General features: G+C 69.9%; 22 protein-coding genes. 3 read left to right on the plus strand and 19 right to left on the minus strand.

The annotated features are described in order from the left end of the window. Nucleotides 1-181: 181 nt before the first annotated feature. Genes pglX through J2S66_RS00125 form a run of 3 tightly spaced genes read right to left on the minus strand, consistent with a single transcriptional unit; the run spans nt 182 to nt 5,150 of the window. Complete coding sequence (gene pglX, locus J2S66_RS00115) at nt 182-4,063, minus strand: BREX-2 system adenine-specific DNA-methyltransferase PglX (RefSeq protein ID WP_310302046.1); 3,882 nt, start codon at nt 4,061-4,063, stop codon at nt 182-184. Between the two features lie 58 nt (nt 4,064-4,121). Further along, nucleotides 4,122-4,295 (minus strand): DUF397 domain-containing protein, encoded by a 174-nt coding sequence (locus tag J2S66_RS00120; protein ID WP_310302048.1) that lies wholly within the window; start codon nt 4,293-4,295, stop codon nt 4,122-4,124. 12 nt (nt 4,296-4,307) lie between these two features. Next, a complete protein-coding gene (locus tag J2S66_RS00125; protein ID WP_310302050.1) occupies nt 4,308-5,150 on the minus strand; it encodes a helix-turn-helix domain-containing protein in 843 nt (280 codons plus the stop codon). A gap of 141 nt (nt 5,151-5,291) precedes the next feature. Between J2S66_RS00125 and J2S66_RS00130 the strand changes: the two genes are divergently transcribed. Then, nucleotides 5,292-5,552 (plus strand): hypothetical protein, encoded by a 261-nt coding sequence (locus tag J2S66_RS00130; RefSeq protein WP_310302052.1) that lies wholly within the window; start codon nt 5,292-5,294, stop codon nt 5,550-5,552. A 93-nt stretch (nt 5,553-5,645) separates the two neighbouring features. On the opposite strand, the gene J2S66_RS00135 is transcribed toward J2S66_RS00130, so the two are convergent. From J2S66_RS00135 to J2S66_RS00190, 12 genes are all read right to left on the minus strand, one after another. Continuing rightward, a complete protein-coding gene (locus J2S66_RS00135) occupies nt 5,646-6,425 on the minus strand; it encodes an ESX secretion-associated protein EspG (protein WP_310302055.1) in 780 nt (259 codons plus the stop codon). After that, the gene (locus J2S66_RS00140; RefSeq protein WP_310302056.1) at nt 6,422-7,708 is read right to left on the minus strand and encodes a PPE family protein; all 1,287 of its coding nucleotides are present in this window, start codon (nt 7,706-7,708) and stop codon (nt 6,422-6,424) included. Before J2S66_RS00140 ends, J2S66_RS00135 begins: the two co-directional genes overlap by 4 nt. A gap of 13 nt (nt 7,709-7,721) precedes the next feature. Next, entirely contained in the window at nt 7,722-8,294 is a 573-nt protein-coding gene (locus J2S66_RS00145; RefSeq protein ID WP_310302059.1) for a DUF3558 domain-containing protein, read from the minus strand. Nucleotides 8,295-8,299: 5 nt separating this feature from the next. Beyond that, nucleotides 8,300-8,671, minus strand: a complete 372-nt coding sequence (locus tag J2S66_RS00150) for a PE domain-containing protein (protein ID WP_310302062.1) — start codon at nt 8,669-8,671, stop codon at nt 8,300-8,302. A 104-nt stretch (nt 8,672-8,775) separates the two neighbouring features. Further along, nucleotides 8,776-12,993: a BREX system serine/threonine kinase PglW gene (gene pglW, locus J2S66_RS00155; RefSeq protein WP_310302064.1), complete on the minus strand. Its 4,218-nt coding sequence runs from the start codon at nt 12,991-12,993 to the stop codon at nt 8,776-8,778. 183 nt (nt 12,994-13,176) lie between these two features. Next, complete coding sequence (locus J2S66_RS00160) at nt 13,177-15,162, minus strand: GmrSD restriction endonuclease domain-containing protein (protein WP_310302066.1); 1,986 nt, start codon at nt 15,160-15,162, stop codon at nt 13,177-13,179. Nucleotides 15,163-15,358: 196 nt separating this feature from the next. Next, nucleotides 15,359-16,606 carry a plasmid pRiA4b ORF-3 family protein gene (locus J2S66_RS00165; RefSeq protein ID WP_310302068.1) on the minus strand — a complete coding sequence of 416 codons (1,248 nt, stop codon included), beginning with the start codon at nt 16,604-16,606 and terminating at the stop codon, nt 15,359-15,361. Further along, nucleotides 16,603-16,758: a hypothetical protein gene (locus J2S66_RS00170; RefSeq protein ID WP_310302072.1), complete on the minus strand. Its 156-nt coding sequence runs from the start codon at nt 16,756-16,758 to the stop codon at nt 16,603-16,605. The genes J2S66_RS00165 and J2S66_RS00170 overlap by 4 nt, the downstream gene beginning before the upstream one ends. 26 nt (nt 16,759-16,784) lie before the next feature. Then, the gene (locus J2S66_RS00175) at nt 16,785-17,276 is read right to left on the minus strand and encodes a hypothetical protein (protein WP_310302073.1); all 492 of its coding nucleotides are present in this window, start codon (nt 17,274-17,276) and stop codon (nt 16,785-16,787) included. An 87-nt stretch (nt 17,277-17,363) separates the two neighbouring features. Then, entirely contained in the window at nt 17,364-17,714 is a 351-nt protein-coding gene (locus tag J2S66_RS00180; RefSeq protein ID WP_310302075.1) for a peptidase inhibitor family I36 protein, read from the minus strand. Between the two features lie 42 nt (nt 17,715-17,756). Next, nucleotides 17,757-18,137, minus strand: coding sequence for an HNH endonuclease (locus tag J2S66_RS00185; RefSeq protein ID WP_310302077.1), 381 nt, complete (start codon nt 18,135-18,137; stop codon nt 17,757-17,759). Then, the gene (locus tag J2S66_RS00190) at nt 18,130-18,957 is read right to left on the minus strand and encodes a DUF72 domain-containing protein (RefSeq protein ID WP_310302079.1); all 828 of its coding nucleotides are present in this window, start codon (nt 18,955-18,957) and stop codon (nt 18,130-18,132) included. Before J2S66_RS00190 ends, J2S66_RS00185 begins: the two co-directional genes overlap by 8 nt. 29 nt (nt 18,958-18,986) lie before the next feature. On the opposite strand from J2S66_RS00190, the gene J2S66_RS00195 reads away from it, so the two are divergent. Beyond that, nucleotides 18,987-19,670: a hypothetical protein gene (locus J2S66_RS00195; protein ID WP_310302082.1), complete on the plus strand. Its 684-nt coding sequence runs from the start codon at nt 18,987-18,989 to the stop codon at nt 19,668-19,670. A 33-nt stretch (nt 19,671-19,703) separates the two neighbouring features. Further along, complete coding sequence (locus tag J2S66_RS00200) at nt 19,704-20,444, plus strand: arylamine N-acetyltransferase family protein (protein ID WP_310302085.1); 741 nt, start codon at nt 19,704-19,706, stop codon at nt 20,442-20,444. Here J2S66_RS00200 and J2S66_RS00205 read toward each other — a convergent pair. The 4 genes from J2S66_RS00205 to J2S66_RS00220 form a co-directional block, all read right to left on the minus strand. Further along, nucleotides 20,429-21,190 (minus strand): DUF72 domain-containing protein, encoded by a 762-nt coding sequence (locus J2S66_RS00205; protein ID WP_310302087.1) that lies wholly within the window; start codon nt 21,188-21,190, stop codon nt 20,429-20,431. The two genes, J2S66_RS00200 and J2S66_RS00205, sit on opposite strands and share 16 nt — an antisense overlap. A gap of 2 nt (nt 21,191-21,192) precedes the next feature. Next, complete coding sequence (locus J2S66_RS00210) at nt 21,193-21,645, minus strand: hypothetical protein (protein ID WP_306750315.1); 453 nt, start codon at nt 21,643-21,645, stop codon at nt 21,193-21,195. Between the two features lie 251 nt (nt 21,646-21,896). Then, nucleotides 21,897-24,008 carry a 3-hydroxyacyl-CoA dehydrogenase NAD-binding domain-containing protein gene (locus J2S66_RS00215; RefSeq protein ID WP_310302091.1) on the minus strand — a complete coding sequence of 704 codons (2,112 nt, stop codon included), beginning with the start codon at nt 24,006-24,008 and terminating at the stop codon, nt 21,897-21,899. Further along, nucleotides 24,005-25,225 carry a thiolase family protein gene (locus J2S66_RS00220; protein ID WP_306750313.1) on the minus strand — a complete coding sequence of 407 codons (1,221 nt, stop codon included), beginning with the start codon at nt 25,223-25,225 and terminating at the stop codon, nt 24,005-24,007. The genes J2S66_RS00215 and J2S66_RS00220 overlap by 4 nt, the downstream gene beginning before the upstream one ends. Nucleotides 25,226-25,265: the final 40 nt, after the last annotated feature.

The following is a 25,265-nucleotide window of genomic DNA, read 5'->3' on the forward strand; positions in this document are numbered from 1 at the left end:
GCCCGCAGGCCGTCGGCCACGTCGGGAGCAGCTTCCTGCCTCCGACGTGGCCGGCGGTCCTCTTCGTCACCTTCTTCGAACCCGAAACTGAATGTCTCGGCCACGTCGCCCCCCGCAATCCGTAGTCAATCGACTCCGGACTGTAGTGGAGTGACGCGGCGAGGCGCAGCCGAACCCCGGATCACATGCCGGTGGGCACCTCGAAGCGGGTGCCCCGCTTCTGGCCCGTCTGCACGAGATCACCTCGCTCGACCAACTGCTTGAGCAGCGCTCGGGTCGCGGTGGTCGGCAAACCCGTGAGTTCGGCGGCCTGGGCCGTCGTCAACGGGCCGCTGCTCGCGAAGTCCAACACCACCTGGAACTGCTCCGAGGTGAACGAGACGTCCACCTTGGCGCGGCGAGGTGCGGCGACCGGCTTCGCGTGCCCGGCCTTGCGCGGCAACGGTGAGACGTCCACCCGGGCGGACGGCTGCCACGCCGCGAGGTCGGACTTCGCGATGTGCAACTCGCCGAGTTGGTTATCGAGGAATCCCTGGTAGACCACGTAGGGCGATTCGCCGATCGCCGGGTCCACGTTGCCGTGCCACTGCTTCACCCACGGCAGCACCTCGTTCAGGCCGGCGAGGAGCGGCAGGAGGCGGTCGCGCTCCCAGCCCTCTTCACCTTGGCGGTGGCTGATGAGGACGGCGAGCGCGTGCGCCTGTTCCCGGTGGTTCCAGCCCGCCCAGCCCAGCAGCAGGCTCCCGTCACCGTCGCGAGTGGCGGTGGGGTAGGAGATGAACCTTTCCTTCGGGACGTCGAGCTTACCGCGGTGCCGCCAGTAGGAATTGCGCAGGAAATCGCCCGAGCCGTACTTCGGGGGGACCGGGATCGTGCCGAGCCTTTCGGCGACGGCCATGCGCACGGCCGGGTCCGCGACTTCCTTGCCCAGTTCTGCGGCGATGGCGTCCTCTTGGCGCTGGAGGTCCCAGACGTGCTCCCAGTCGGCGCGCTTGCGCAGGCCGGCGGGCTTGTAGCGGAGGACGGGGAGGAAGGGGACGTGCTCCTCGTCGACCAGCGCGGCGACGATGTCCGCGAGGTCGATGTCCTGGCTGCCCAGGGTGTCGGAGGCCCAGAAGCGGGCGACCTCGGTGAAGTCGGCGTCGTTGCGCATGAGGTCGGTCAGTTCGGAAACCGAGCGCGTGGTCGGCTGCTCGACGCCGTAGGCGTCCTCGGCGAACCAGAGGTGACGGGCTTCGAGGCGGTCCTGGAGCCATTCACGCAGGGCGCGCTCCTGCTGCTTGGCCCACGGTTCGGTGGCCCAACGGCGCTTGCACTCGGGGCGCTCGATGAGCGCGATGTCCCGGCGCTTCTCGATGAGCGCGATGCGGGCTTCCACCACGCGGCGGTAGTCGTCCGGCCAGTGGGCAGGCAGCTCGGTGATGGGTGTGGAGCCGTGGCGCGCGAACCACTGCGTTTCGGTCTCACCGGCGGCCACCTTGCGGGCGAGGATGATCTCGAAGGCCCGTTCGCCGAGGTTAAGGGCGGGAACGGTGGCAGGGTCGGGAATGACCACCTCGGCGGCTTCGGCGTCGGAGAGCAAGCCGTAGCGCTGGTAAACGTCCCAGTCCAACTCCTCCTGCTCGGTGATCATCCGTGCGCGAAGGTCTGTCCAGTCGGTGTGGGCCTGGTTAAGGAGAGCACGACGCGGAACCTGGGTGTTGGCTGCAGTCTTGGGCGACGACGCGGACGTTCGCTGCGCCAGATCGTCCAGACGCCAAGCGCGGGCAAGCGGTAGCTCCTTGGGCAATGGGAACTGCTCCAGCTTGGTTCCTGTGAACTCGTAGAACCGCTCCCACTCCTGTGACTTGAACCCCTCGTTTACGCCTTGACTTCCCTTGTCGTGGCTGACCTGCTTCATCCAAAAGCAAGCGCAAGAGGAGTTTAGGAGTCCAAGGAGTTTCAGGTAGTCATCCTCGGCGGCGTCGGACAGCAGTTTGATCACCGGTGCGGACTGCTTGAATACTTTACCGCCACGATCGAGCACGAAATGATTATGGGTGGCGACAAACGCGAATGAGAGCGAGAAGGGCATCTTGTATCGGTTGGCGAAAAACATGCTGTGATCGAGCCAGCGCAAGCCGCGTTCGTGTGGGTGCTGTCCGAAATCCATGCGCATGCGGAGGTTTTGGCGTAGCGGCCACATTCGTCGCAGCAGTTGTGGCGTTGGAGGAGTTGTCTTCCCCGTGTCGGTGTACGGGAACAGGGTGGCGGTATCACTCTTGATCGCATAATCGCGAACTTCATCACCTAGGATTACGGGAACGGACTCCTTGTCGAGACCGTGTCGAGCAATTGCGGCGACAGGAAGATAAAATGCCTCATCGAGGCCGGTGTGTGTTGTCCTTCCGATCTCAATGTCAAGATCGGTTAGTCGGGCTTCATGACTGTCAATTAGTTCCATGAGTGTGTCGGCGCCGCCGCCACTAAGGGACCAAGGGTGCTGGTTGAGCCGTTCGCGAGGAAAGTCGGTGACGCTGATCCACTCTGACTCGCTGCCGGGATTGTCGACTTGCTTCTTGATTGCGGTCCACACCAGACCATTGGCGGGTACTGCTGGCTCTGTAGGTTCTCCTCGAACGCCCAGAACTGCACGTACTGCGTGACCTCGGTCAGGAAAGCGTCGGCGGCCAACCAGAATCACCGTGGGTGTCCCGTGGTCCGGTATGAACGCGCCCGATGTGTCGATGACGTGAGTGAGATCAATCGTTGGGAAGAAGTCCTTGATGAGCTTGGTGCCGAACTCGCGCTTCATGAAGCCGTTCGACGTGATCTGTCCGACGAACCCCGCGCCGCGCCGGTCGGAGCTTCCACGTCGCGCCAGTTCGAAGAACCGCTGGGCGAACGGCACAGTGAGTTGGAACTGGCGATGACAGGCCGTGTACTTCCTGCGGTACTCGTGATTGAGCGCTGTGTCGCTGACCGTGATATAGGGAGGGTTGCCTACAACGACGTGGTAGGAGCCCTCATCGAGCAGCGTGGGGAAGTCCTCGACATCCTCCGACGTGAGCTTGAGCCCTACCGCCTCGTCCATCCCGTCGAGCGTTCCGCGCTTGTTGGCCAGTAGAGAATCGCCGATCGCGACGGTGACCGCCCAGCGTTGGCCCTCCGCCTGTCCGATGGTGCGCACACCAGCCACCCGCCACGCCGCGAGAGTGAGGCGGAAGCGGGCGATGGCGACCGCATACGGATTCAGGTCCACGCCGTGGACCGAGTCGAGAGCCTTGCGGGCTATCTCCGTCTCGCTCAGGCTCGGGTTCTGCTCGCGCCAGGCGTCCACAAGTCGATGGAACGCGCCCAGCAGGAAGTGGCCCGACCCGCACGTCGGGTCGATCAGTCGGAAGCCTTCCAGGCCGAACTCTTCCAGCGCTGGCATCAGCGTGTAGTCGAGGATGAACTCCTCGACAAACTCGGGCGTCTGGAGCAAGGCGTACTTGTCCTTCGCCGCCTGCGACATGTCCTGGTAGAGGTCGCCGAGGAAGCGGGTGTTCCACGTGTCGTCGCGGAAGTCGTGGATCAGCGAACCGTCCGACCGGCGGGACCGCCAGAAGGTGATCAACGCCTTAGCGCCGTCGTGCGACATGGGGATGCGATAGGCCGGGTTGTGCTCCCGGTCGAACAGGGCCGTGCCCGCGTCGCTGCGCCGCAGCGAGTCGAAGCCATGCTCGATCCAGTCCGCGTCGGTGGCGTGCGGCTGCTGGTGGAAGAACGCGGTCTGCGAGTCCTCGGCCTCGGCGAGACGGTCACCCGGTCCCGACAGCACGGGGGCGATGAGGCCGTTGTCCTCGGACCACCGCACGAACACCGTGCCCAGCACCCATGCCACGGCCGACTGGGTGACCTGCTCGGCGAGGAACGTGCCGAACGTCGCCGAGGTCAGCGTGGCCTTGTGCAGCTCCTCCAGCCGGGCTTTGACCTCGGGTAGCCGTTCGACCTGCTCACGCAGGTCTTCCTCAAGCGTCAACACCTGCTTCTGCAGGTCGGCCAGCAACTTCTTGTCGGGATCAAAGGAGGGCGGCGTCACGAGGAGCCAGGTTAGGGGAGCGAGGTGGTCCGGACGGCACAACCACCCCACTCGCAACTCAGTCGTTCTTCAGCGAGCGTACGAAGGCCCGGAACGAGTCCGCGGTGATCGTGAAGTCCCCTGCCTCAGGATGCTTCGAGTCCCGGATGCCGACCACCTGCGCCCCGAACGCGACTTCGACGCAGTTTTCGTTGCTGGTGTAGCTGCTCGTCCGCCATGTGGGCGCTGTCATCAGTGCTCCGCCTCACCCTCCGTCGAGGCCGTTGGCGATGGATACCATCAGGTGAACCGACTTCCGCTCATCCAGCGCCACGGTCATGAGCTTCTCCGCGGTGAGCCTATAGAGCTGCACCTGTCGGTAGTCGTCAACGAAGAGGCTGGTCACGCTGTCCTCCGTGTGGACGATGGTGGAAGCGTCGGGGAAGTCGAGCATCGAGAACTGGCCGGACAACCCAGCGTGCAGCCCGACCAAGGCAGGGACGACACGGATCGAGACCTTCGGGCGGCTGGACAGCGTGATCAGGTGGCGGAGTTGGGCGGCCATGACGCCGTGCGCCCCCGCGCGCAGCCGCAGTGCTGCCTCGGAGATGATCAAGTGCAGTTGCGGCGGCACCGGCCTGTTCAGGATGTTCTGACGTGCCGCGCGCTGCGCGACGCGCGCCTCGATGTCGGCCTTCTCCTGATCGAACACCAGGGAGTTGAGAGCCGCACGGGTGTAGTCGGGAGTCTGAGCGAGGCCCGGCACCAACATCAACTCATAGTTCGTGATCGTGGTCGCCCGCATCTCGAAGTCCCGGTAGGTGCGACTCCGCACCGGTGAGATCTCGATGTGGCCTGTGCGGCCACTGCCCCGAGCTTCGTCCAGCAGGCGGTGGCGCTCGGGGCCGACGACGCCGAGGAAGGTCAGGATCGAGGCGACCTCTTCCACGTTCGGCTCGCGCTTGCCGTTCTCCAAGCGGCTCAAGGTGCTGATCGACACCCCCAGCGCCCCGGCGACGTTTTGCAGGTTGTGCCCGGCGGCACGGCGCAGGCGTTCGAGTTCGAAGCCGATCCGCCTGGTCGCGACGCTGCTCTGCTGCTTCGACACCGTCTCCCCTTGTCACGGACTGAAATATTTGTGCGGTTCGCGTGAATGCTTAGCCTGGCCCTTTCGAGCTACTGCAAATCATTGCGGAAACTGAAAGGGGATGCGAGCCTCGGTCGGGTGAACAGTGTTGAGGACGACCGTGTGGTCCGGTTGCACATGAAGGAAGTGCTGGTGGGCGTGCTGCGCAAGCCGGACAGCACGGCGCTGGAAATGGCGCGTGCGGAGACGTTCCGCTTGATCGGCGCGGTGCTGACGTGCCTGAACGCCCACCCGCTCAGCAAGGAGGGGTGGTGCCCGGCGTGCGATTCGGCGGACTGCGGACTGCGTCGGGACGTGCGGCTGGCGCTGCTGCCGTTCGACCACGTCGTGGACCAAGCGGGCCGTCATCGACTGTCGTCCTGAGGGCATCCCGATGACACCCGAGAAGCCCGTCGAGGACATGACGGTGGCGGAACTCCTGACCAACCAGGTCGATCAGGAGTCCGTCGAAGCCGATCAGCCGGTCAGGCCCAGCAACTCCGACACGGCGTGAACGAGCCGCTGGGGGTCGGCCGGGCTCAGGGTGGACCACTCCCGCCCGTCGCCGGACGGTCGGCGGGTGAACTGCCACCGCCCTTCCGGGGTGTCGTAGAACGACACCGCGTACGGGCCGCGCCTCCTCGGCCCGGGCCCGCCGTGCAGGGGCGGGCGGACCGCCGCGCCGAACTGGCCCATCCGCTGCACGTTGCCGAGGACCGAGCCGATCTTCTGCGCGTCGGGCCGGGACAGGCCCGTGTCCCGCAGCGCGTTCTCCAGGCGGGTGGCGGATTCGCCGGCGGCAGCCGCCGCCCGTTCCAGGTCCGCCGCGGGGACGCTGATGGACCGTGACCGGGGAGTCGGGTGCGGAGGCAGCAGCGCCACCAGCGACGCGGCGAGCGTGCTCTCGTCGATCCGGCTCAACACCAGCGCGTCCGCGGTCAGCACGGCCGACACCGCGTGCCCGCGTCGGGCCGCCGCGACCGCGCGGACCCGTGGGCCGGAGTCCAGTCGCAGCCGGGCGTCGACCTCGCGGTCCGGACGTGCCAACAACTCCAGCGAACCGGCCAGGCGGGCGTCCAGTCCGCCGCGCTCGACCAGCCCGCGTGCCTCCAGCGAGCGCCACGCGTCGTTGAACAACGCGCGGCGCTCGTCCAGCGTCGCGCCGTGGGAGGGGATCGACAGGATCGTCGGGTACTCGCCCAGCTTCAGGTGGTCCCAGCACAGCTCGAACTCCAGCCGGGACAGGGTGAACCTCACGGGCCGTCGTCCCCGATCACCGGCGGCGCGACTCGGGGCATGGAGTCCTGGCCCCACACGTCGTCCAGCTCTTCCAGGTAGGGCGCGGTCTTGTGCTCGATGTCGTCCTCACCCTGAGCGCCTTGTGGTGCGCCGGCCATGCCGCCCACCATCGGGCCGCCCGCCGCACCCCTCGCTCCTGCCGCAACGCCACCGGTGCCGGCGCGGCTGGCGTGCTGGTCTCCGGCGATGCCGGAGGACGAGCCGGGACCGAACGGCAGGCCGCCGTGACCGGGCTGCCCCGGAACGCCGGGCAGGCCGCCGCCGAACCTGGGCGACCCACCGGGGCCGTTGCCGCCGAATCCCTTGGGAACGCCCGCACCGGTGCCCTTGCCGGGCGGGTTGCCGCCGGACGGGGTCCGCCGGTCGTGGAAGTCGGGGACCGGGTTCCGCCTGATCATGCCGGGTGGTACCGCGACCGGGGGTTGCGGCGGTCCGGGCGTGTAGGGCGGGGGAGTGATCGGTGTGGGGCCGGGTCGAGGTGCGACGACGTCCGGTGTCGTTCCGACCGCCGAGGTGTTGGTGTCGCCGCCGGTGGGCGCGATCGCCGGGGGAGTGCTCACCGGTGGCTGAAACTGGGGCGCGCTGGTCCGGCTCGGGTCGGTGGAAGCGGACGTGCTCCACTGGCCGTCCGAGAACTGCTGCGAATACCGGCTCTGCGCCTCGGACTGCTCGAACTTCGGCTCGACGACCTGCGTCGTCACCTGGGGCGGCGGCGTGAACGTGCCCAGGAGGTTCACCGCCGAGGACGCGCCGTCGCGGTAGCCGTTCATCACCCGGACCGCTTCGCGCTTGGCCTCGTTCGCCTGCTGCTCCTGAACGTCCTGGTCGGTCTGACCGCCGACCAGGTGCGTGAAGCCGGCCGGGATGCCGAAGAAGTCGTCGTTCGCCGTGGAGGTGACCTCGACCGGTTCCGGCATCCGCGTCTTCGCGCCGCCGTAGTGGGAGGTCTGGGCGGAGAAGGCGTGGTGCGTCTCGACGCCGGCGACGCGGGCGTCCTCGGCCCACTGCACCAGCGGAGCCGCGCTGCTGGTGAACTTCTCGCCCGCCGCGCCGACCCAGACCGCCCCCGCGTCCCGGATCGCCGACTCCAGTTCGCTCTTGGCGTTGCCCATCACCGCGCGGAAGCTGTTCCAGGCGTCGTCCACGGCCTGCGCTGCCGAGTGGCCCGGCCCGCCGTGGATATTCTCGTAGAGCTGCTTGTGTGACTGCGCGTCGAAGTTGTGGTTGCCTATCCCGCCCATCGAGCTCTCCCCCTTACTTCAACAAGTTCTGCATGGCCGCTTCCGCGAGCTTTCGCGCCCCGTCGCAGGGCTCGGGAAAGCGGTCCTTGAAACTCTGACTGACCGAGAACGCCGCGACGAGATACTGGCCGTCTGCCGTATCGACCATGACGTCGCAGGCTTCGGAGTCAGATGGCAATGTCACCGTGATTGCGCGGAACCCGAGGATTGGTTCGATCTCCGTCGGCTGCCCGGTTCGTTTGCCGCCGGTCCACTCCTCGATGCCTTCCTTGGTCACGGGGGTCAGGCGGTTGCTCGCTCCGGTCACGGTCCACGAGCAGGCCGTCGTCTTGTAGAAGTCGCTGGTGACAGTCCTGCCTGGACGGTCGATCTTCAGGTCGGGCAACTGCTCGGCTGTCAGCAGTTCGCATGGCTCCACGCCGTCGAACCTGATCTCACGAGGTCGAGTCGATGACGGCTTGGTCGACGTCGAGGAAGTCTCCGACGACGCAGTCGTGGATTCTGCGGGAACCGGCTTTCCCGCTGACGGACTGCACGCTGCCGTGAACGCCAGTATCGCCAGTACACCGACAAGAGGTCGACGCATGGTGTTCAGAGTCCCCTGTCCTGCCTCATGGTCGCGGTGTTGACGTCCTCGACCAAGTTGTAGGTCTTCGCGGCTTGGTCGAGTTGATCGATGCTCAAGCCGAGTTGGTCAATGAACTTCCTGGTCACGTCGATCGCCGTGGTGGCGTTCTCGGCGAATGTGTTCGCTGCGTCGCGTGAAACGTCGTCATCGGCGACCGATCGTCCCCGCAGGTTCTCGCGCTGGCTATCCACGAAATCTTGGACCGTGTCGCGGACGGCTTCGTAGCGGGCCTTGAGGACCAGAATCCGGCCCGGCTCGACCTGCATGGTCACCGGTCCGGACGTCGGGGCCCCCGTCTCGCCGGCTCCGCCACCACCACTCGCCATGAACGGCATGAGTCTCCCCTTCTCCTGCCCCGACCACGGTGTGCACGTGAGACGTCGCTGTGCGTACCCAGGTTCCCACACGGCGAAGCTGCCGAGTGGTGGAACCCGGCAACTCAGCCGACGAGCGAAGAAGGTATCCCGGCCGGAGGCCACGGGGACCGGGCGATGATCCATTCCTCCGCTGTGTTCACCCTGATGAAGTAATCATTGATGCGAGGAACCGTCGTTTCGTCACCGGCCGGGCACAGCAGCACCAATGCGTCCGGTCCCGCCAACCCGCCATCCTCCGCGCCGTAACGGGCTCGCTTGGTCAGGCGGTCCAGCAGTGCCTGTCCGGCCGGGTACCTGCCGAGCGGCGTCAGGGCGTCCAGCGCCAACACGGGCTGCCGCGTCCACTCCCGCTCCAGCGCTCCGCACGCCAGCTCCACCACCCGGTGCAGGTTCAGCTGCTCCCTGCTGCCGGAGTCGGCGGCGTCGGCGCGGAGCACGCGGTCGAAGTCGGGAATCCGGTGCTCCCTGGCGACGTCGCGCAACGCGGCCACGAACGCCGCCGTCACGTCCACCACCGGCACGCCCAGCGCGGCCTCCACCGCGGCCCGTGCCTGCGCCCAGCGCTTGCGCCGCGCGGTGATGATCCGCACCCCGCCACGCTGCGCCGCATCCACCAAGCGGGCGTCCACGTCGCTGGCGGCGGTGCCGGGGACGATCGGGTGGTGGCTCAGCGACCCCGTCGACGAGGACACGCGCGTCACGCCGGTCGTCTCGGGCGTGCGCGGGCGGTAGAGCTCGCCGTCCCAGGACACAGGGAACCCGGCCTCGGTCAGCAACTCCGCCAGATCCCGGCCGGTCGGCAGGCGGTCGAGGCCGGGGAACCGGTTGTCCAGCCGCTGCTGCACGCCGTCTGCAGTCAGGCCGCCCTCGGGCATCCCCGCGCCCGCCTGCGCCAGCCGGAGCGCCCGCACCACGGGCAGGTCTCGCGGGTACAGCTCCAGGCGGAGGTTCGCCAGCACCGTGCCGGAGCCCGCCGCGGCCAACCTGACCAGGCGCTTCTCGTCGAACACCTCGCCGGTCCGCTCCGCGCGGGCCGCCAGCTCGCGCACCACGGCGGTCGGCGTCGGCAGCGGGTCCTGGGCGGCCAGCTCACCGGCCTTGTCCGCCAACCGCTCGGCGAGGTCCAGCAACGACTCGTCGGACGGCGTGTCCACCGGGTCCGCCGAACCGACCTGCAACGCCAGCAGCACCCGCTCGTGGTACCGGCGCAACGACAGCCGCGGTTCGTCGCGCTGCCAGTCCACCTCGTAGGCGGCCCGCAGCACGGCGTAGGCGTAGGCCATGCGCACCGGGTGGGCCTCCACACCCGAGCAGCCGTGCTGCGCCAGCAGGTGTTCCGCGAGCTCTTCGGCGGCGGCGACCCGGCGGAACGACACCAGGGCGTCGACCACCTCGCCGAGCACGGTGTCGAGCACGTCCAGGTCCGACCACGCCCGGCGGCGGGCGGACAGGACCTGGCTGATCCGGCCCTGCGTCAGGTTGGTGCCCCTGGCGACCACGACGCTCGTCGGCCACCGCGTCGCGGGCAGCACCCCGCCCTCGTCGGGCAGGCCGAGCAGCAGGCGGCTGATCGCGGCCTGGGTGTCGTTGCGGCGCCTGGCCTTCGGCAGGAGCATCGCGACGATCGCGTCCAGCGGCAGGCGCGAGCCGTCCACGTCGGACGGCAGTTCCGAGGTGGTGATCGCACCGGGCTCGGTCACGAGCCTGGTCCGCCACGCGGCGATGCGGTCGAGCAGTTCGGTGCGGGTCTTGCGGCTCAAGCCCCGCGCCTTGCGCACCTCGTTGATCCGCAGGTCCAGCAAGTCGCCCACGGTGTCCGCGCCGAGCCGGTTCGCCACCGCGACCGCCCGCAGCGTCAGCCCGGCCGCGTTCAGCGCGGTGTCCAGGGTCGCCCGCTCGGCCGCTTCCCGGCGCAACTCCTCGGGGTCGTCGGAACCCGAGGACGACACCGACGCCGGCGCGGTCTCGTCCAGCGCGGTGAACACCCGCTGCCACGCCTCGCGCATCTGGGCGGCGGAGGTAAACCGCTTGTCGGCGTCGCGGTGCAGCGCCTTGCCGAAGAACTCGCGCAGCGGCTCCCGCAGCCCGGTCTCGAACAGTTCGGCGGCCACCGTCACCGGCTCGGTGTGGAACCGGGGGTTCGTGCCGTCCTCGCCCCACGACGGCAGCTCCAGGCTGGCCATCTCGTGCAGCGTCACGGCCGCCGCGTAGCGCTCGGCGTGCAGGTCGTACACCGGGCGGCGGTCACTGCCCAGGAACGGGTCGATGTACCCGCGGGTGCCCGCGGTCACGTCGTTGATCGGTGCCCCGGCCAGCGAGAAGTCGAACAGCACCAGTCCCTGCCCGTACTTCGGGTGGCTGCGCAGGCCCAGGTTGTCCGGCTTGATGTCGCGGTGCAGCACGCCCTTGCGCTCCAGGTAGGACAGGGCGTCGAGCAGCTGGTCGCCCAGCAGTTGGAGCTTGTCCGGCAGCAGCGCGCCCTCGTCGCGCAGGATGTGGGCCAGCGACCGCTCGCCCGCGTAGTCGATCTCGATCGCCTGCCTGCTGCCCAGCGGGAACAGGCTGCGCCTGCGCACGACGACGTGCTCGTGCCGCAGGTCCTCCAGGGCGGTGGCCTCCTCGGCGAGCCGTTCCACGGCGTCGGCGGACCGCGAGACCTTCAGGACCGTGTCGGTGTTGTCGTGCTCGACCAGGAACGCCCGCGCGGTGGCGCCGGTGCCCAGGACGCGCTGCACCACGTAGTCGGAGTCGGCGAGCCGCTCGCCCGGCGCGGCGTCCCAGGGATCGGCCCGGTCACCGGAGGGCTCGCCGAGCCGCTGGAACGCGGACAACTCCTCCAGGAACTGCTCGACGTCGGCGAACCGGTCCCGGACCACGGGGTCCGTGGCCAGCGCGATCACCGCGTCGAGGTCGTCGGGGATGCCGTCGTCCACCGCGCGCGGGTGCAGGCCGCCGTGCCGGGCCAGCTGGTCGAGCAGTTCGGAACGGGTGCCGGCGGGCGGCTGACCGGTCAGCACCAGGTAGGCGATCGCGCCCACACCGAACACGTCGATCGCGACGGTGCCGTCCGGGTCGTCGGTGAAGTCCGGGGCCAGGTAGGGCGCGGCGGCGGCCTCGACGTGGGCCACCGCGCCCGTGCTGGGGCGCAGCCGGTGCACCGTGGAAGAGCCCGACAGACCGCGCGCCGCCGCCTGCCACTCGCCCACCTGCAACTGCGGCTTCGTCCAGTCGCCGGCGGTCGGCAGGACGATCACCGCCCGCGGCGACAGGGCCCGGTGCACTAGCCGCCGCTCGTGCGCGTAGTGCACCGCCTCGGCGAGCTGGCGGACCATGTCCAGCCGGGTGGGCAGGTCGAGGTCGGCGTGGTGCTGGACCATGTAGTGGTCGAGCCGCAGCGCCTCCCGGGGCTGCTCGATCAGCAGCGCGGGGCCTGCCTCGTGATCGACCAGGTCCACCGGGCCGAGTAAACCGGGGTGGCGGATGCCCTGGCAGGCGCGGAACTCGCGCTCGGCGGCGGCGCGGATGGAGCGCTGCTTGTCCGCGTCGCCTTCGCGCTCGTAGAGGTAGATCCGGACCCTGCGGTATTCGCCGGGCATGTCCTCGCGCTCGGCGTGGTGGTCCTGCCACGTCGGTCCCGTGTCGTACGGGCGGGGCTCGATCTGCCACGACCCGACGGTGATGCTGCGCTTGGTCGGGTGGATGCCCACCCGCTGGAGCAGGCGCGGCAGCGCGCGGAAGAAGTCCGGGCTCAGCGGCGTCCGGCTGATCGGACCGGTGAGCAGGTCGGAGCCGATCTTGCCCAGCACCGTGCCGGTCTCGGTCCCGTAGACGCCGTGGCGCTGGGAGTCGTCGAGCCGGACGTCCAGCCCGGGTTCGGACAGGAAGACCGCGGGCGCCACGAACGGGATGGAGACCCGGTCCTGCCGCGCAGCCTGGACGAGCAGCGCCTTCAGTTCCTTGGCCTTCTGGTCCGCCAGCGGCAGCGGGTTGTCGAACGTGCGGGGGTGGCGGTTGTTCGGGCGGTGCTGCACCCAGGTGCCGTGCCGGTTCTCCAACCGGCCCTTGAAGCTCTTGATCTCGACCAGGTGCAGGCCGCTCGGCGTGGCGACCAGCAGGTCCACCTCGCGGATGTGCCCGTGCTGGGAGATGAACGTGAAGTTCGACCACGCCTCGTACGGGTGCCGGTCGGGCAGCAGTTCACGCACCTGCCGCAGTGCCGCCCGCTCGTGCGTGAACGCGGACTGCGTGATCTCGTGCCACCTGCTCGACTGCTCGTCCACCCCGTGCCCTTCGACTCGACGGCCCATCATCTCCGATCGCGGGTCGGGCGTGCGCGTTACCCGCCGGATCGGCGCGACGTGTCCGTGCCTGCTCCGCCTCGCCTGTTCCTGAGGCCACCGGAGGGCCGTGGCCGGATCCGGACGCCCGGCTCGAGCCGCGGACATGCCGGTTCGTGGACCACGTCAGTCGACGCTGGTCACGGGGAAGATCAACTGCTCGCCCTTCCACCGATCGGTGCCGGGCTCCGTGAGAGCCGCGACGGGCCGGGCGTCGCCGCGTTCCCGGTCGAGCACCTTGCGCCACTCCGGCAGGGTGCCGGTGACGACGAACGGCCCGACCGGTATCTCGAGCAGTTCGTCCTGGACCCGGACGGGCGTACTCTCACCGGCGATGGCCAGGTCACCGTCCACACCGGCCTCGGCGGCGGCCACCACGTCCCCCAGGTCTGCGGCGGACATCGTCCCCGACCACGTGCCCTCGTTCGTCCGCGCCCGCGCGAGCAGGACGTCGTCGCCGATGGGGTTGTCGTACCACTCGAACTCGAGGACGGCCCCGGACAGCGGGTTGGTGGATTCGGAGGACGGGGGAAGCCACGACGGCCGGAACCTTTCCAGCAGGCCGGTCATCGCCTCCGCCAGCAAGCGCCGCCGCGTGCTCAGGAACGACCGGTAGCGGTCCGCATCCCGCAGGTCCTCGTCCAACGGGATGAGGTGCGCGGTCAACTCCTGGTCACCGAGCGTCGGGAAGTACTCCCGCGGCGACCGGTGGCTGATCTTCCGGTTGGCCTTGCCGGAGATGAAGGCGAGATTGGACAGGTCGTTGATCTCGCCCTTGCTGTACTTCTCGGGGTGGTTCTTCAGCGTCGCCTGCGGGTGAATGTGGTGGTACTCCAGCGCCTGGCTGCCCTCGGCTGCCGCCGAGATGCCGATGCTGCCCCACCAGTCCTTGGCGCCCGCTTCCTTGGCGACCAGGAAGCTCAGGAAGAAGTACGGGCTGCCCACGGTGCGGCCGGCGAGGTCGTCGGGCTCCACCGCCACGCTCGCGGTGACCCCCAGGTTGTCCAGCAGGCGGCGCACCGGGTCGGCCGTGCGGGCCGCGGGGATGTCCTGACCCAGCCGGGTGTCGGTCGACCCGCTGTAACGGTTGCGAATCGTGGCCGCCAGGAACCAGTACAGGATGGCGTCGGCCGTGCGGCCGTCCAACTGCTCGTCCTTCCGCTCACCGAGCAGGACGATCAGCGGCAGCAGGACGACCATCGAGGGCAGCAGCTTGCTGTGCGAGGCGCCGAGGTTGTTCTGCAGCAGGGGAACGAGGTGCCGGAGCCCTCGTCGGACGGTCGACCAGCCGTGGTCGAGTTCGTCGTCGGTCGCCGCCACCAGTCGCGCGTGAGACCAGGCGGACAGGCCACGCCCCAACACCGCACCGGTGAGGGCCCTGGTGAGGAACGTGACGTCGATGTCGCCGTACCCGCGGTCAGCCCAGTGCTTCGCCTCCTGCTCCAACTTCCCGAGCACACCCGGCCACCGCGCCGAGAGGGTCGCGAGCGCCAGGTCCGAGGTCTTGAGCGACCGGCCGCCGCTGTTCACGCGCACGAAGATCTGGGTGACCTCGTCGTACGGGAAGTCGTGCAGCACCTCCATGTGGAACTTGTGGCCGGGGATGGCGACGAGTTTCTGGAGGCGTTTGTTGATCTCGTTGGGCGGGATGGAGGGGTTGCGCTCGTGCAACTCGCCGACGAGCCGGTACTGATCGGTCTGGGGCTTGAGGACGTCGTGCACCTTGATCCACCGCGGGTCCTTGGCCGTCGCCGCGCTCTGGTTCTGGAACCTCTCGGTCTCGATGTTGAAGACGATGGCGGCCTGCGGGTGGTCGGTGAACACCCGGTGCAGCGATGTCACGCGCTGCTGGCCGTCCAGCAGGTAGAGCGGCACGACGGCCGGCTTGCCCGCTTCGCCGCTGATGGCGGGTGCCCTGGTCTGCGGCGTCTCGTCGGTCTGCCAGAGGAGCAGGGAACCCGACGGGTAGCCGCGGTAGAGCGACTCGACCAGTTTGGCCACCTGGGTCGGCTTCCACACGTAACCGCGCTGGATCTCAGGCAGCCTGATCTCGCCGCGTTCGATCCGGCGCACGAGTTCGCTGACTTCGAGTTCGGTCTTGGCGACAGGCATCCAGGCGGCTCCCGACGTGCGTGTTCGGCGATGAACAGGTCATCGCGGGACCGTGCTCCATCGTTATCCGACTGATCGTAACTTCGAGCTGGACCATCCGGAGCAGTGGTGAAGACGTAGGAAGAGCCGCCGTGCTCGGCAGGGTGTGGTCATCGGACCAAGGAGGATCGACTGCCGCAGGCCGTTGTCCCCGCGGTTACGGCTTCACGAGCACCTTCGCCCAGTCGGCCAGGTAGTCGTTCAGCTCGTCGCGGTCGAACGCGGCGGGGTCGAAGTCGGCGGGGTCGTCGAGTTCCAGCCACTCCAGCAGTTCGGCGTGCTCCGGGTGGGACGGGTCGGCGAGCACCTCGCACAGGTGGGCGTAGCCCCAGAGGCCGCCGCTGTCCTCGGGTGGGGCGGCGCGGCGGCCGGTGAGGCAGCGGGGGTACGCCGTGCCGGGTTCCGCCTGCGCCACGTCCTCCACGAGGATGTCGTGGTCCCAGTCGTCGCCGAAGTCGTACAGGTAGGTCAGGCGGGTCTGCGGGTTCGGTGCGACGTCGGCGAGCGTCACGGCCGTGGCGTCCCCGTGGCCCAGTTCCGGGTCGTGCATGCCGTAGTCGCCGGCCGGGGTGCGGAACACCCAGAGGTGGCAGTCCTCCCACTCGAACGCGTCCTGCACGGCGCGGTGCAGGTGGACCAGCGGGATGGTCGACGGGACCTCCAAGCGCCGCCAGATCGGCGGCTTCGAGCCGCTCAGTGTGATCTTGAGGCGGTGGACGGAGGTGTCGGCGGGCGTGCGGGGCGCCTCGGGGAGCAGTTCGACCCGCTGCCGCAGTAGGGTCAAGTGCGCGCGGACGTCTTCGACCTGGTCCGACTCGACCGGGCAGGGCTCGCGGTCCAGGGCGTCCGCCACGATCGCGCGCGCCTGTTCGGGCGGGTAGACCCGGAACACCATGCCGTACTGCTCGGCGGCCTGCTCGTAACCCGCCCTGATCTCCTTCGGGCGGTTGGTGACGAAGCAGTCCTTCACCCCGCCGCCGAGGTCGTGGTCGATCAGCACCACCAGCACGTGGACCTTGCGGCCGTAGGAGAAGGTGAGCGCGACGCCCTGCTGCGCGCCGCGCGGGTCGGTGTAGCCGAAGCACTCGCCGACCGCCGGTTTCCCGACCGCCTTCACCCACCTCGGATCGCGCAGCCCGCCGGCGACGAGCCGGTCGGCGGCGGCCCGCGCGAGGTCCCGGACCGGGGCGGGGGCGAGCACGGCGAGGACGCGCGCCATCGCCAGCGCTTCGGGGCTGCCGGTCGCCTCGCCGTCGCTCACCACGGCGGTCAGCGCCCGGTGCAGGTCCTCGGGCGCGACGCTGTCGCTCACCACGCCGAGGAAGTCGGAACCCGACAGTTCGGCGTCCAGCGGGCCGCAGCCCTGTTCGAGCAGCGGGGTGAAGCCGTCCAGCAGCGCGCTCACCGGCGTCCGGTGACGCCCGCCGCGGCAAGTCGCTGCAGGGCGTCGTCGATGTCGGTCGAGTCGTCGACCAGTTCGAGCACGTGTTCCGGCGCGCCGTCGGCTGCGAGGGAGGCACGGAGATCAGCGAGGGTGGGGTCCGACACCCGGCTCATCGTGCCATGGTCGGTGCGGCGGTCCGCTACACGGGGAACAGGCGCCTGCCGGTGACGACCGCCGCCGAGGTGGGGAGGATCGGGAGGGCGTACAGGGGGAGCAGGAGCCATGCCGCGCCGGCGTCACCGGTGGCCCTGGTGAGGGCGTAGCCCTGGGCCGCGCAGGCAAGGAGCGAGCCGAGCAGGGCGAACGCCCACGCCAGGCCGATGCCGCTGCGGAGTTGGCGTGTTCGGCGCAGGACCAGGCGTGTGCCGTCCAGGGCGCGTCTGCCCAGCAGCATGACGACGCCGGCCGCCGGGACCATGACGACGGCGACGCTGTTCGACACCCGGGCGAAGGCGGCCAGGGGCGGGTAGCCGCCCACGAGGAGCGGGGTCAGGAACGTGGCGGCGATGCCCAGGACCAGGCCCGCGGCTAACAGGAGCCTGCCCCGGGCCGCGGACCTGCTGGTGATCGTCTCGGCCTGCTCGGTCGTGATGGGCAGGTGCCTGGTCGGCTCGGTGGAGCGGGTGGTCACTGGTGGTGGGCCTTCCTCGTGGGTGCGGGTGGTCGATTCTGGACGAAGACGACCTCCGCGTGGTCGTCTTCGCCCGGAATCGACGGCTCACGGTTCCCAGACCTGGACCGCTCTCACCACGAACGGGGCGTCCGGCACGTAGGTGCCCCGGCCCGGGTAGGTGGTGAAGTCGGCCTCCGTCGAGCACGTCGCGCTCTGGAACACCGACGTGTCGCGGTTGAGGAGGTTGGCGAACGAGCGGGCCGTGAAGCCGTCCGGCAGGGGTATGCACTCGCGCGGGTTCGCGGTCTCCAGGTCCAGGCGGTGCGACCTGTCGGCGTAGTCCTTGGCCGACCAGACGCAGAACTCGCCCCGGTCGCAGGCCGGCGCGGAGGGGGTGGCGGCGGCGGTGCCGGTGGTGAGGAGGGTGAGGGCGGCGGCGAGCGCGGTGATCTTCATGTCACCCAGGTTGCAGCGGGACGGGGCCGTTGTCCCGGGCCTTCACCTGTTGGTGTGGTTTAGGCGGCGTTGCTGGCCTGCCAGGTAGGGACGTGCGCGGCGTTGGCCGCCCCGGGCGGCGATGGCTCCGGCCAGGGAGTCGAGGACGCGGGCCACCCGGTCGGTGTCGGGGCGCCACCCCCGGCGTTCGCACTCGGCGAGCCAGTCGGCGGGGGAGAGGTGGCCGCGCTCGCGGTTGCAGCGCCGGCAGGCGGCCACCTCGTTCTCCAGCCACGACGGGCCGCCCTTGACCTTGGGCACCAGGTGGTCGGTGGTGGGGGTGACGTGGCCGGTGAACGGGCGGCGGCACCAGGTGCAGTCGGGGCCGTCCCGGGCGATGGCCAGGGTGAGGCGGGCGGCCCGGTCGAGTGCGGGGTCAGGCATCGCGCCCCAGGCGGGCGGCCAGGCGGACCGCGTCGTGCGGGGCCGCCGCGTCGGTGTCGTTGTCGAAGTACGCGTACACGTCGTGGGTCGCCGCCCACTCGCGCACGCGGTCCGCCCAGTGGTCCAGTTCGGCGTCGGTGTAGCTGCCCACGTAGAGGGCCTGGTTGCCGTGCAGGCGCAGGTAGGCGAAGTCGGCGGTGACGTCGTCGAGGTACGGGAACCGGCCGGCGCTGTGGGAGACGACCAGGGCGATGCCGTGCGCCCGCAGGAGGTCGTGGAACTCGTCGGTCAGGAACGTCTCGTGGCGGACCTCCAGGGCGTGCCTCAGGGGCAGGTCGACCTCGGTGGTCACGAGGGCGCGCTCGTCGGGCAGGCGCGCGTCGTGGTTCTCCGCGAGCTTGGCGGCTTCCCCGGTGGTGCGGGGGAGCAGGTCGAAGAACGTGGCCAGCCGGCCGGGGTCGTAGGCCAGCCGCGGCGGCAGTTGCCACAGGAACGGACCCAGCTTGTGCTCCAGCGCCAGCACGCCGCTGGCGAAGAAGTTCGCCAGCGGCACCTCCACGTCGCGCAGCTGCTTGAGGTGCGTGATGAACCGGCCGCCCTTGACCGCGAACACGAAGTCGTCGGGTGTCTGCGCGACCCACGCCCGGTAGCTGGAGGGCCGTTGCAGCGAGTAGAACGAGCCGTTCAGCTCGACGGAGGTCATCAGGCGCGAGATGTGCTCCAGCTCCCGGCGCTGCACCAGCCCCTCGGGGTAGAACGCGCCGCGCCGCCACGTCGGGTACACCCAGCCCGACGTGCCGATCCGCACTTGTCCAGCCATGTGGCGCGGGGTACCCGATGATGTCCGGTGTGAAGCTCGCGGACCGCGTCCTGGCCCTGCTCGCCGACCACCCCGGTGGTTTGTCGGATGCCGAGGTCGCTGGTGCGCTGCACGTGGTCCACCAGCAGGTCAACCAGTGCTGTCGGGCGTTGGCGGCGAACGGCCGGATCGTCCGGGACGACGCGGCCAAGCCCATCCGCAATCGCTTGCCCGACGACCGCCGCGTGCTCGACGGCCCCGCACCGTCCACCCCCGCCGTGACGCCGGCGCCGGCTGGGACCGACCGTGACGAGGCGTCGACCCAGTCACGCGTCGCCGCCTGGTTGGCGGCGGAGGGGTGGAACCTGCGGCGAATCGCCGACACCGCGTCCCGCGAGCACGGCACCGACATCGTGGCCGAGCGTGATGGGATGTTGCTGCACGTCGAGGTCAAGGGCTATCCGTCCACCTCGTACGCCGACCTGCGGCGGGCGCACGAGACCAAGCCCACCCACCCGGCGACCCAGGCCCGGCAGTGGTTCGCCGGGGCCGTGGTGAAGGTGCTCCAACTGCGGAAGGAACACGGCGAGGACCGGGTCGCCCTGGCGTTGCCCGACGCGCGGACCTACCGCGCCCTGCTGCGGAGCATCGACACGACGCTGGTGGCGATGCGGTTGTCCGTGTTCCTCGTCGACGACGACGGCTCCGTGGAGGCGTGGTGGAATCCCGCTTGACCTCCAGCGCACCTGAGGGGCCACGGTGATCACATGGACGAACGCACGCTGGACGCCTACCTCGACCGCATCGGCGCGACCCGCGCCTCCACCCTGGTCGAACTGCACGAACGCCACCTCGCGACCGTGCCCTTCGAGAACCTGTCCATCCACCTCGGGGAGGAGATCAGCCTCGACGAGGACGCGCTGGTGGACAAGGTCGTGAACCGGCGCCGCGGCGGGTTCTGCTACGAGCTCAACGGGGCGTTCGCCGCGCTGCTCCGCGCGCTCGGGCACGACGTGGCGCTGCTGTCGGCGAAGGTCTTCGGCGACGGCGCGTACGGGCCGCCGTTCGACCACCTGGCGCTGCGCGTCGGGAACCTGCTGGTCGACGTGGGGTTCGGCCGGTTCGCGCTGCGACCGCTGGACATCACCAGCCGGGAGGACCAGCACGACCCGATCGGCGTGTTCCGGCTCGTCGACACCCCCGAGGGCGACGTGGACGTGCTGTTCGACGGGGTGCCGCAGTACCGGTTCGAGCAGCGGCCCCGGGAGCTGGCGGAGTTCCGGGCCACGTGCTGGTACCAGCAGACGTGGCCGGGGTCGCCGTTCCGGCGCGGCGCGACCTGCTCGCTGCCCACCGCCGAGGGGCGGGTGACCGTCGCCGGCTCGAAGCTGATCACCACGAGGGGCGACGAGAAGCTCGTGGAGGACCTGGACGACGACGCGCTGCTCGCCGCCTACGCCGAGCACTTCGGCATCGTGCTGGACCGGGTGCCTCAGCTCAGCCGCTGAGCCAGCGCGAGGGCGTCGTGCGGCGCGGCGTTGTCCATGGTGTTGTCGAAGTAGACGTAGACGTCGCGGGACTTCGCCCACTCGCGGACGCGGGACGCCCACTTGTCCAGCGCCTCGTCCGAGTAGGCGCTCTTGTACAGCTCGCGGTCGCCGTGCAGGCGCACGTAGGCGAAGTCCGCGGTCGGCTCGACCGGTTCGGGGAAGCGGCCCGCCGACTCCGCCGCGCACAGCGCCACCCCGTGCTCGGTCAGCATCTCGACCAGCTCGGGGTTGTCCCACGTGGGGTGGCGGATCTCCAGGGCGTGGCGGACCGGCGGGAGCTGGTCGAGGAACGCCGCGAGCCGCTCGGGCCGCCACGGCAGCGTCGGCGGCAGCTGCCACAGGACGGGGCCGAGCTTGGGGCCCAGGTCGAGCACGCCGGAGTCGTAGAACTCGCGCAGGTCGTCGCCGACGTCGCGCAGCCGCTTGTGGTGCGTGATCTCGCGGTGGCCCTTCACGGCGAACACGAAGTCGTCGGGCGTGCGCGCGGACCACGACGCGTAGTCGGTCGGCCTGCGCAGGCCGTAGAACGAGCCGTTGACCTCGACGGTGTCGAACCGGCGGGACAGGAACTGGAGCTCCAGGCGCTGCTGGAGGCCGCGCGGGTAGAAGTCCCCGCGCCACTGCGGGTAGTGCCAGCCCGAGGTGCCTATCCGGATCTCACCCACGGTGACCGAGTTGCCCTGAACCACACGGGTGAAACTCATCGCTAGAAGCCCGCACCGTCCAGGGCGCCCGTGACGACGCGGTCCACGCGCGCCTGCTGCGGGTCGCGGGCGAGGGCCTCGGTGCACGGGCAGTGCGCCAGGTCGCTGCCGCACAGGTAGACGCCGAGCACGCGGAGGCTGCGCGCGGTCTGGCGCAGCCGGGCGGCACCGCGCAACCTCACCTGCCCGTACACGGCCTTGGCCAGCTGGTAGGGGGCACCGGGGCCGAGGTCGACGCACGCCTGGCTGTCGAGCTGCTCGGCGACGTGCGCGATGGGCCGGCATCCGCACGCGCGCACCGACCGCACGAGTCGCTGGTCCAGCTTGGCGACGAGGCGGTGCGCCACCTCGTCGCGCCAGCCGCGGTCGGACCGCAGGAACGCGACCAGCTCCTCCACCCGCACGGGGTCGGGGTGCGGGCGGCGGGCGCGGGCTCTTCGGCGTTGAGGGCTCATGCCACCAAGATCGGGTCTTGGCAACGGGTTGCGAGGACCACTCACCCGGCTGCGCGCCGGCGGTAACCGGCAGCACCAACGGGCGACCACTCGGTGTCAGAGTCGGTGTCAGAGGCGGACGACCGCCGTGCGGCGGTCCACCCGGCCGTCGCGGACCACCTGCCGGCGGCGGCGCGGTCCGGTCCGGTTCTCCCGCGAACAGCGCACCCCCGTCACCCTGGTGGATGACGGGGGTGCGCTGTGGACGGAGGTCAGGCCGGCACGGAGGCGACGCCGGGGGCCAGGAAACGCTTGCCCGTCACCTTCTCCGAGATGCCCGAGCGGTCCAGGTACGGGGTGATGCCGCCCAGCCAGAACGGCCAGCCCGCGCCGAGGATCATGCACAGGTCGATGTCCTGCGCCTCGGCCACCACGCCCTCGTCGAGCATGATGCGGATCTCCTCGGCCAGGGCCTCCAGGGCCCGGTTGAAGACCTCGTCGCCGGTGAGCGGCTTGTCGCCGAACTGCCACAGCTCCTGGACCTCGGGGTCCACGGTCTGCTTGCCGGTGGCGTCCCACTGCCAGACCGCCGTCTTGCCGGCCTCGACGAAGCGCTTCATGTTCTCCGAGACGCCGAAGCGGTCCGGGAACGCGCCGTGCATCGTGCCGGCCACGTGCAGCGCCACGGCGGGGCCGACGAGCTGGAGCAGCACCAGCGGCGACATGGGCAGGCCCAGCGGCTCGGTGGCCTTGTCCGCCACCTCGAACGGGGTGCCCTCGTCGATCGACTTCACGACCTCGCCCATGAAGCGGGTCAGCAGCCGGTTCACCACGAACGCCGGGGCGTCCTTGACGAGCACCGACGACTTCTTCAGCTGCTTGCCCACGGCGAACGCGGTGGCGAGCGTCGCGTCGTCGGTCCGCCCGGCGCGCACGATCTCCAGCAGCGGCATGACCGCGACCGGGTTGAAGAAGTGGAAGCCCACGACCCGCTCGGGGTGCTTCAGGCCCGCCGCCATGTCGGTGATCGACAGCGACGACGTGTTGGTCGCCAGCACCGCCTCGGCGGAGACGTGCTCCTCGACCTCGGCGAACACCTTCTGCTTGACGGCCAGGTCCTCGAACACGGCCTCGATGACGAAGTCCGCGTCGGCGAACGCCGCCTTGTCCAGCGAGCCGGTGACCAGGGCCTTGAGCCGGTTCGCCTTGTCCGGCGACACCCGCTTCTTGCCCAGCAGCTTGTCGACCTCGGCGTGCACGTAGCCGACGCCCTTGTCCACGCGCGCCTGGTCGACGTCCGTCAGCACGACGGGCACCTCCAGCCTGCGGGCGAACAGCAGCGCCATCTGCGAGGCCATCAGGCCCGCGCCGACGATGCCGACCTTGGTGACCTTGCGCGCCAGGGACTTGTCCGGCGCGCCGGCCGGCCGCTTGGCCCGCTTCTGCACCAGGTTGAACGAGTACAGGCCCGCGCGCAGCTCGTCGCTCATCACGACGTCGGCCAGCGCCTCGGTCTCGGCCGCGTACCCGCGGTCCAGGTCGTTCTCCCGGGCCAGCTCCAGCAGCTCCAGGGCCTTGAGCGCGCCGGGCGCCGCGCCCTTGGTCCTGCCCTCGACGATCGCGCGGGCACGGGTCACGGCCGCGTCCCACGCCTCGCCGCGGTCGATCTCCTTGCGAACCGGCGCCACGTCGCCGCGCACCACGGACGACAGCCACAGCAGCGACTGCTCCAGGTAGTCCGCCGAGTCGAACAGCACGTCGACGATGCCCAGGTCCAGCGCCTGCTTCGGCTTGAGCATCTTGTTCTGGTTCAGCGCGTTCTCGAAGATCACGGTGACCGCGTCGTTCGCGCCGATCAGGTTCGGCAGCAGCTGCGTGCCACCCCAGCCCGGGAACAGGCCCAGGAACACCTCGGGCAGCGCGATGGCCGCCGCGTTGGACGCCAGCGTCCGGTAGTGGCACGACAGCGCCAGCTCCAGGCCGCCGCCCATGACCGCGCCGTTGACGAACGCGAAGGTCGGGATGGTCGACTCGGTGAACTTGCGGAACACGTCGTGCCCGAGCCGACCGATGGTCACGGCCTGCTCGCGCCGCGACGCGCCCTCCACCGCGGTCAGGTCGGCGCCCACGGCGAACACGAACGGCTTGCCGGTGACGGCGATGGCCGCCGGCTCCGCGGCCGCGGCCTCGTCGAACGCGGCGCTCAGGCTGACCAGGGACTGCGGGCCGAACGTGGACGGCCGCGTGTGGTCGTGGCCGTTGTCGATGGTGATGAGGGCGACCTGCCCGGCCACGCCGGGCACGGACACGAGCCGGGTCTTCGCGACGGTCACGACCTCGTCCGGGAACAGGGCCTTGGCCTCGTCGGCGGTCAACGTGGTCACTTGGCCTCTCCGTTCCAGTGGGGGTTCTCCCAGATCACGGTGCCGCCCATGCCGATGCCGATGCACATGGTGGTGATGCCGTAGCGCACGTCGGGGCGCTCGGCGAACTGCCGCGACAGCTGCGTCATCAGCCGCACGCCCGAGGAGGCGAGCGGGTGGCCGGTGGCGATCGCGCCGCCCCACTGGTTGACGCGCGGGTCGTCGTCGGCGATGCCGAAGTGGTCGAGGAAGGCGAGCACCTGCACGGCGAACGCCTCGTTGATCTCGAACAGGCCGATGTCCTCGATGGTCAGGCCGGCGCGCTTGAGCGCCTTCTCCGTCGCCGGGACCGGGCCGATGCCCATGACGTCGGGCTCGACGCCCAGGAACGAGTAGCCCACCAGGCGCATGCCGATCGGCAGGCCCAGTTCGCGGGCGGTCTCCTCCTCGGCCAGGATGCAGCCGGTCGCGCCGTCGTTCAGGCCGGCCGCGTTGCCCGCGGTGACCCGGCCGTGCGGGCGGAACGGCGTCTTGAGCTTCGCCAGGTCCTCGACGGTGGTGCCGGGGCGCGGCGGCTCGTCGGCCGTGGCCAGGCCCCAGCCGTGCTCGGCGGAACGGGTCGCGACCGGCACGAACTCGGGGCCGATCTTGCCGTTCTTCACCGCGTCGGCGTACTTGGCCTGCGAGGCGGCCGCGTAGGCGTCCGTCCGCTCCTTGGTGATGTGCGGGAAGCGGTCGTGCAGGTTCTCCGCCGTCGAGCCCATGACCAGCGCCGACGGGTCGACGATCCGGTCGGACAGGAACCGCGGGTTCGGGTCGACGCCCTCGCCCATCGGGTGCCGGCCCATGTGCTCGACGCCGCCCGCGATGACCACGTCGTACGCGCCGAACGCGATGCCGCTGGCCGACGTCGTCACGGCCGTCATGGCACCCGCGCACATGCGGTCCACGGCGTAGCCGGGCACGGACTTCGGCAGGCCCGCGAGCAGCGCCGCGGTGCGGCCGATGGTCAGGCCCTGGTCGCCGATCTGCGTGGTGGCCGCGATGGCCACCTCGTCGACCCGCTCCGGGGGCAGCTCGGGGTGGCGGCGCAACAGCTCGCGGATGACCTTGACCACCAGGTCGTCGGCACGCGTCTCCGCGAAGATTCCCTTGGGGCCGGCCTTGCCGAACGGCGTGCGCACGCCATCCACGAAGACCACGTTGCGAACGCGTGCCGGCGCTACTGGTGCGGCCACGGCGTCTCCTCTCCTACCGATCGGTAACACAACTCTAGCC

Origin of the sequence: Saccharothrix longispora (assembly GCF_031455225.1) — a bacterium.
Lineage (GTDB): Bacteria > Actinomycetota > Actinomycetes > Mycobacteriales > Pseudonocardiaceae > Actinosynnema > Actinosynnema longispora.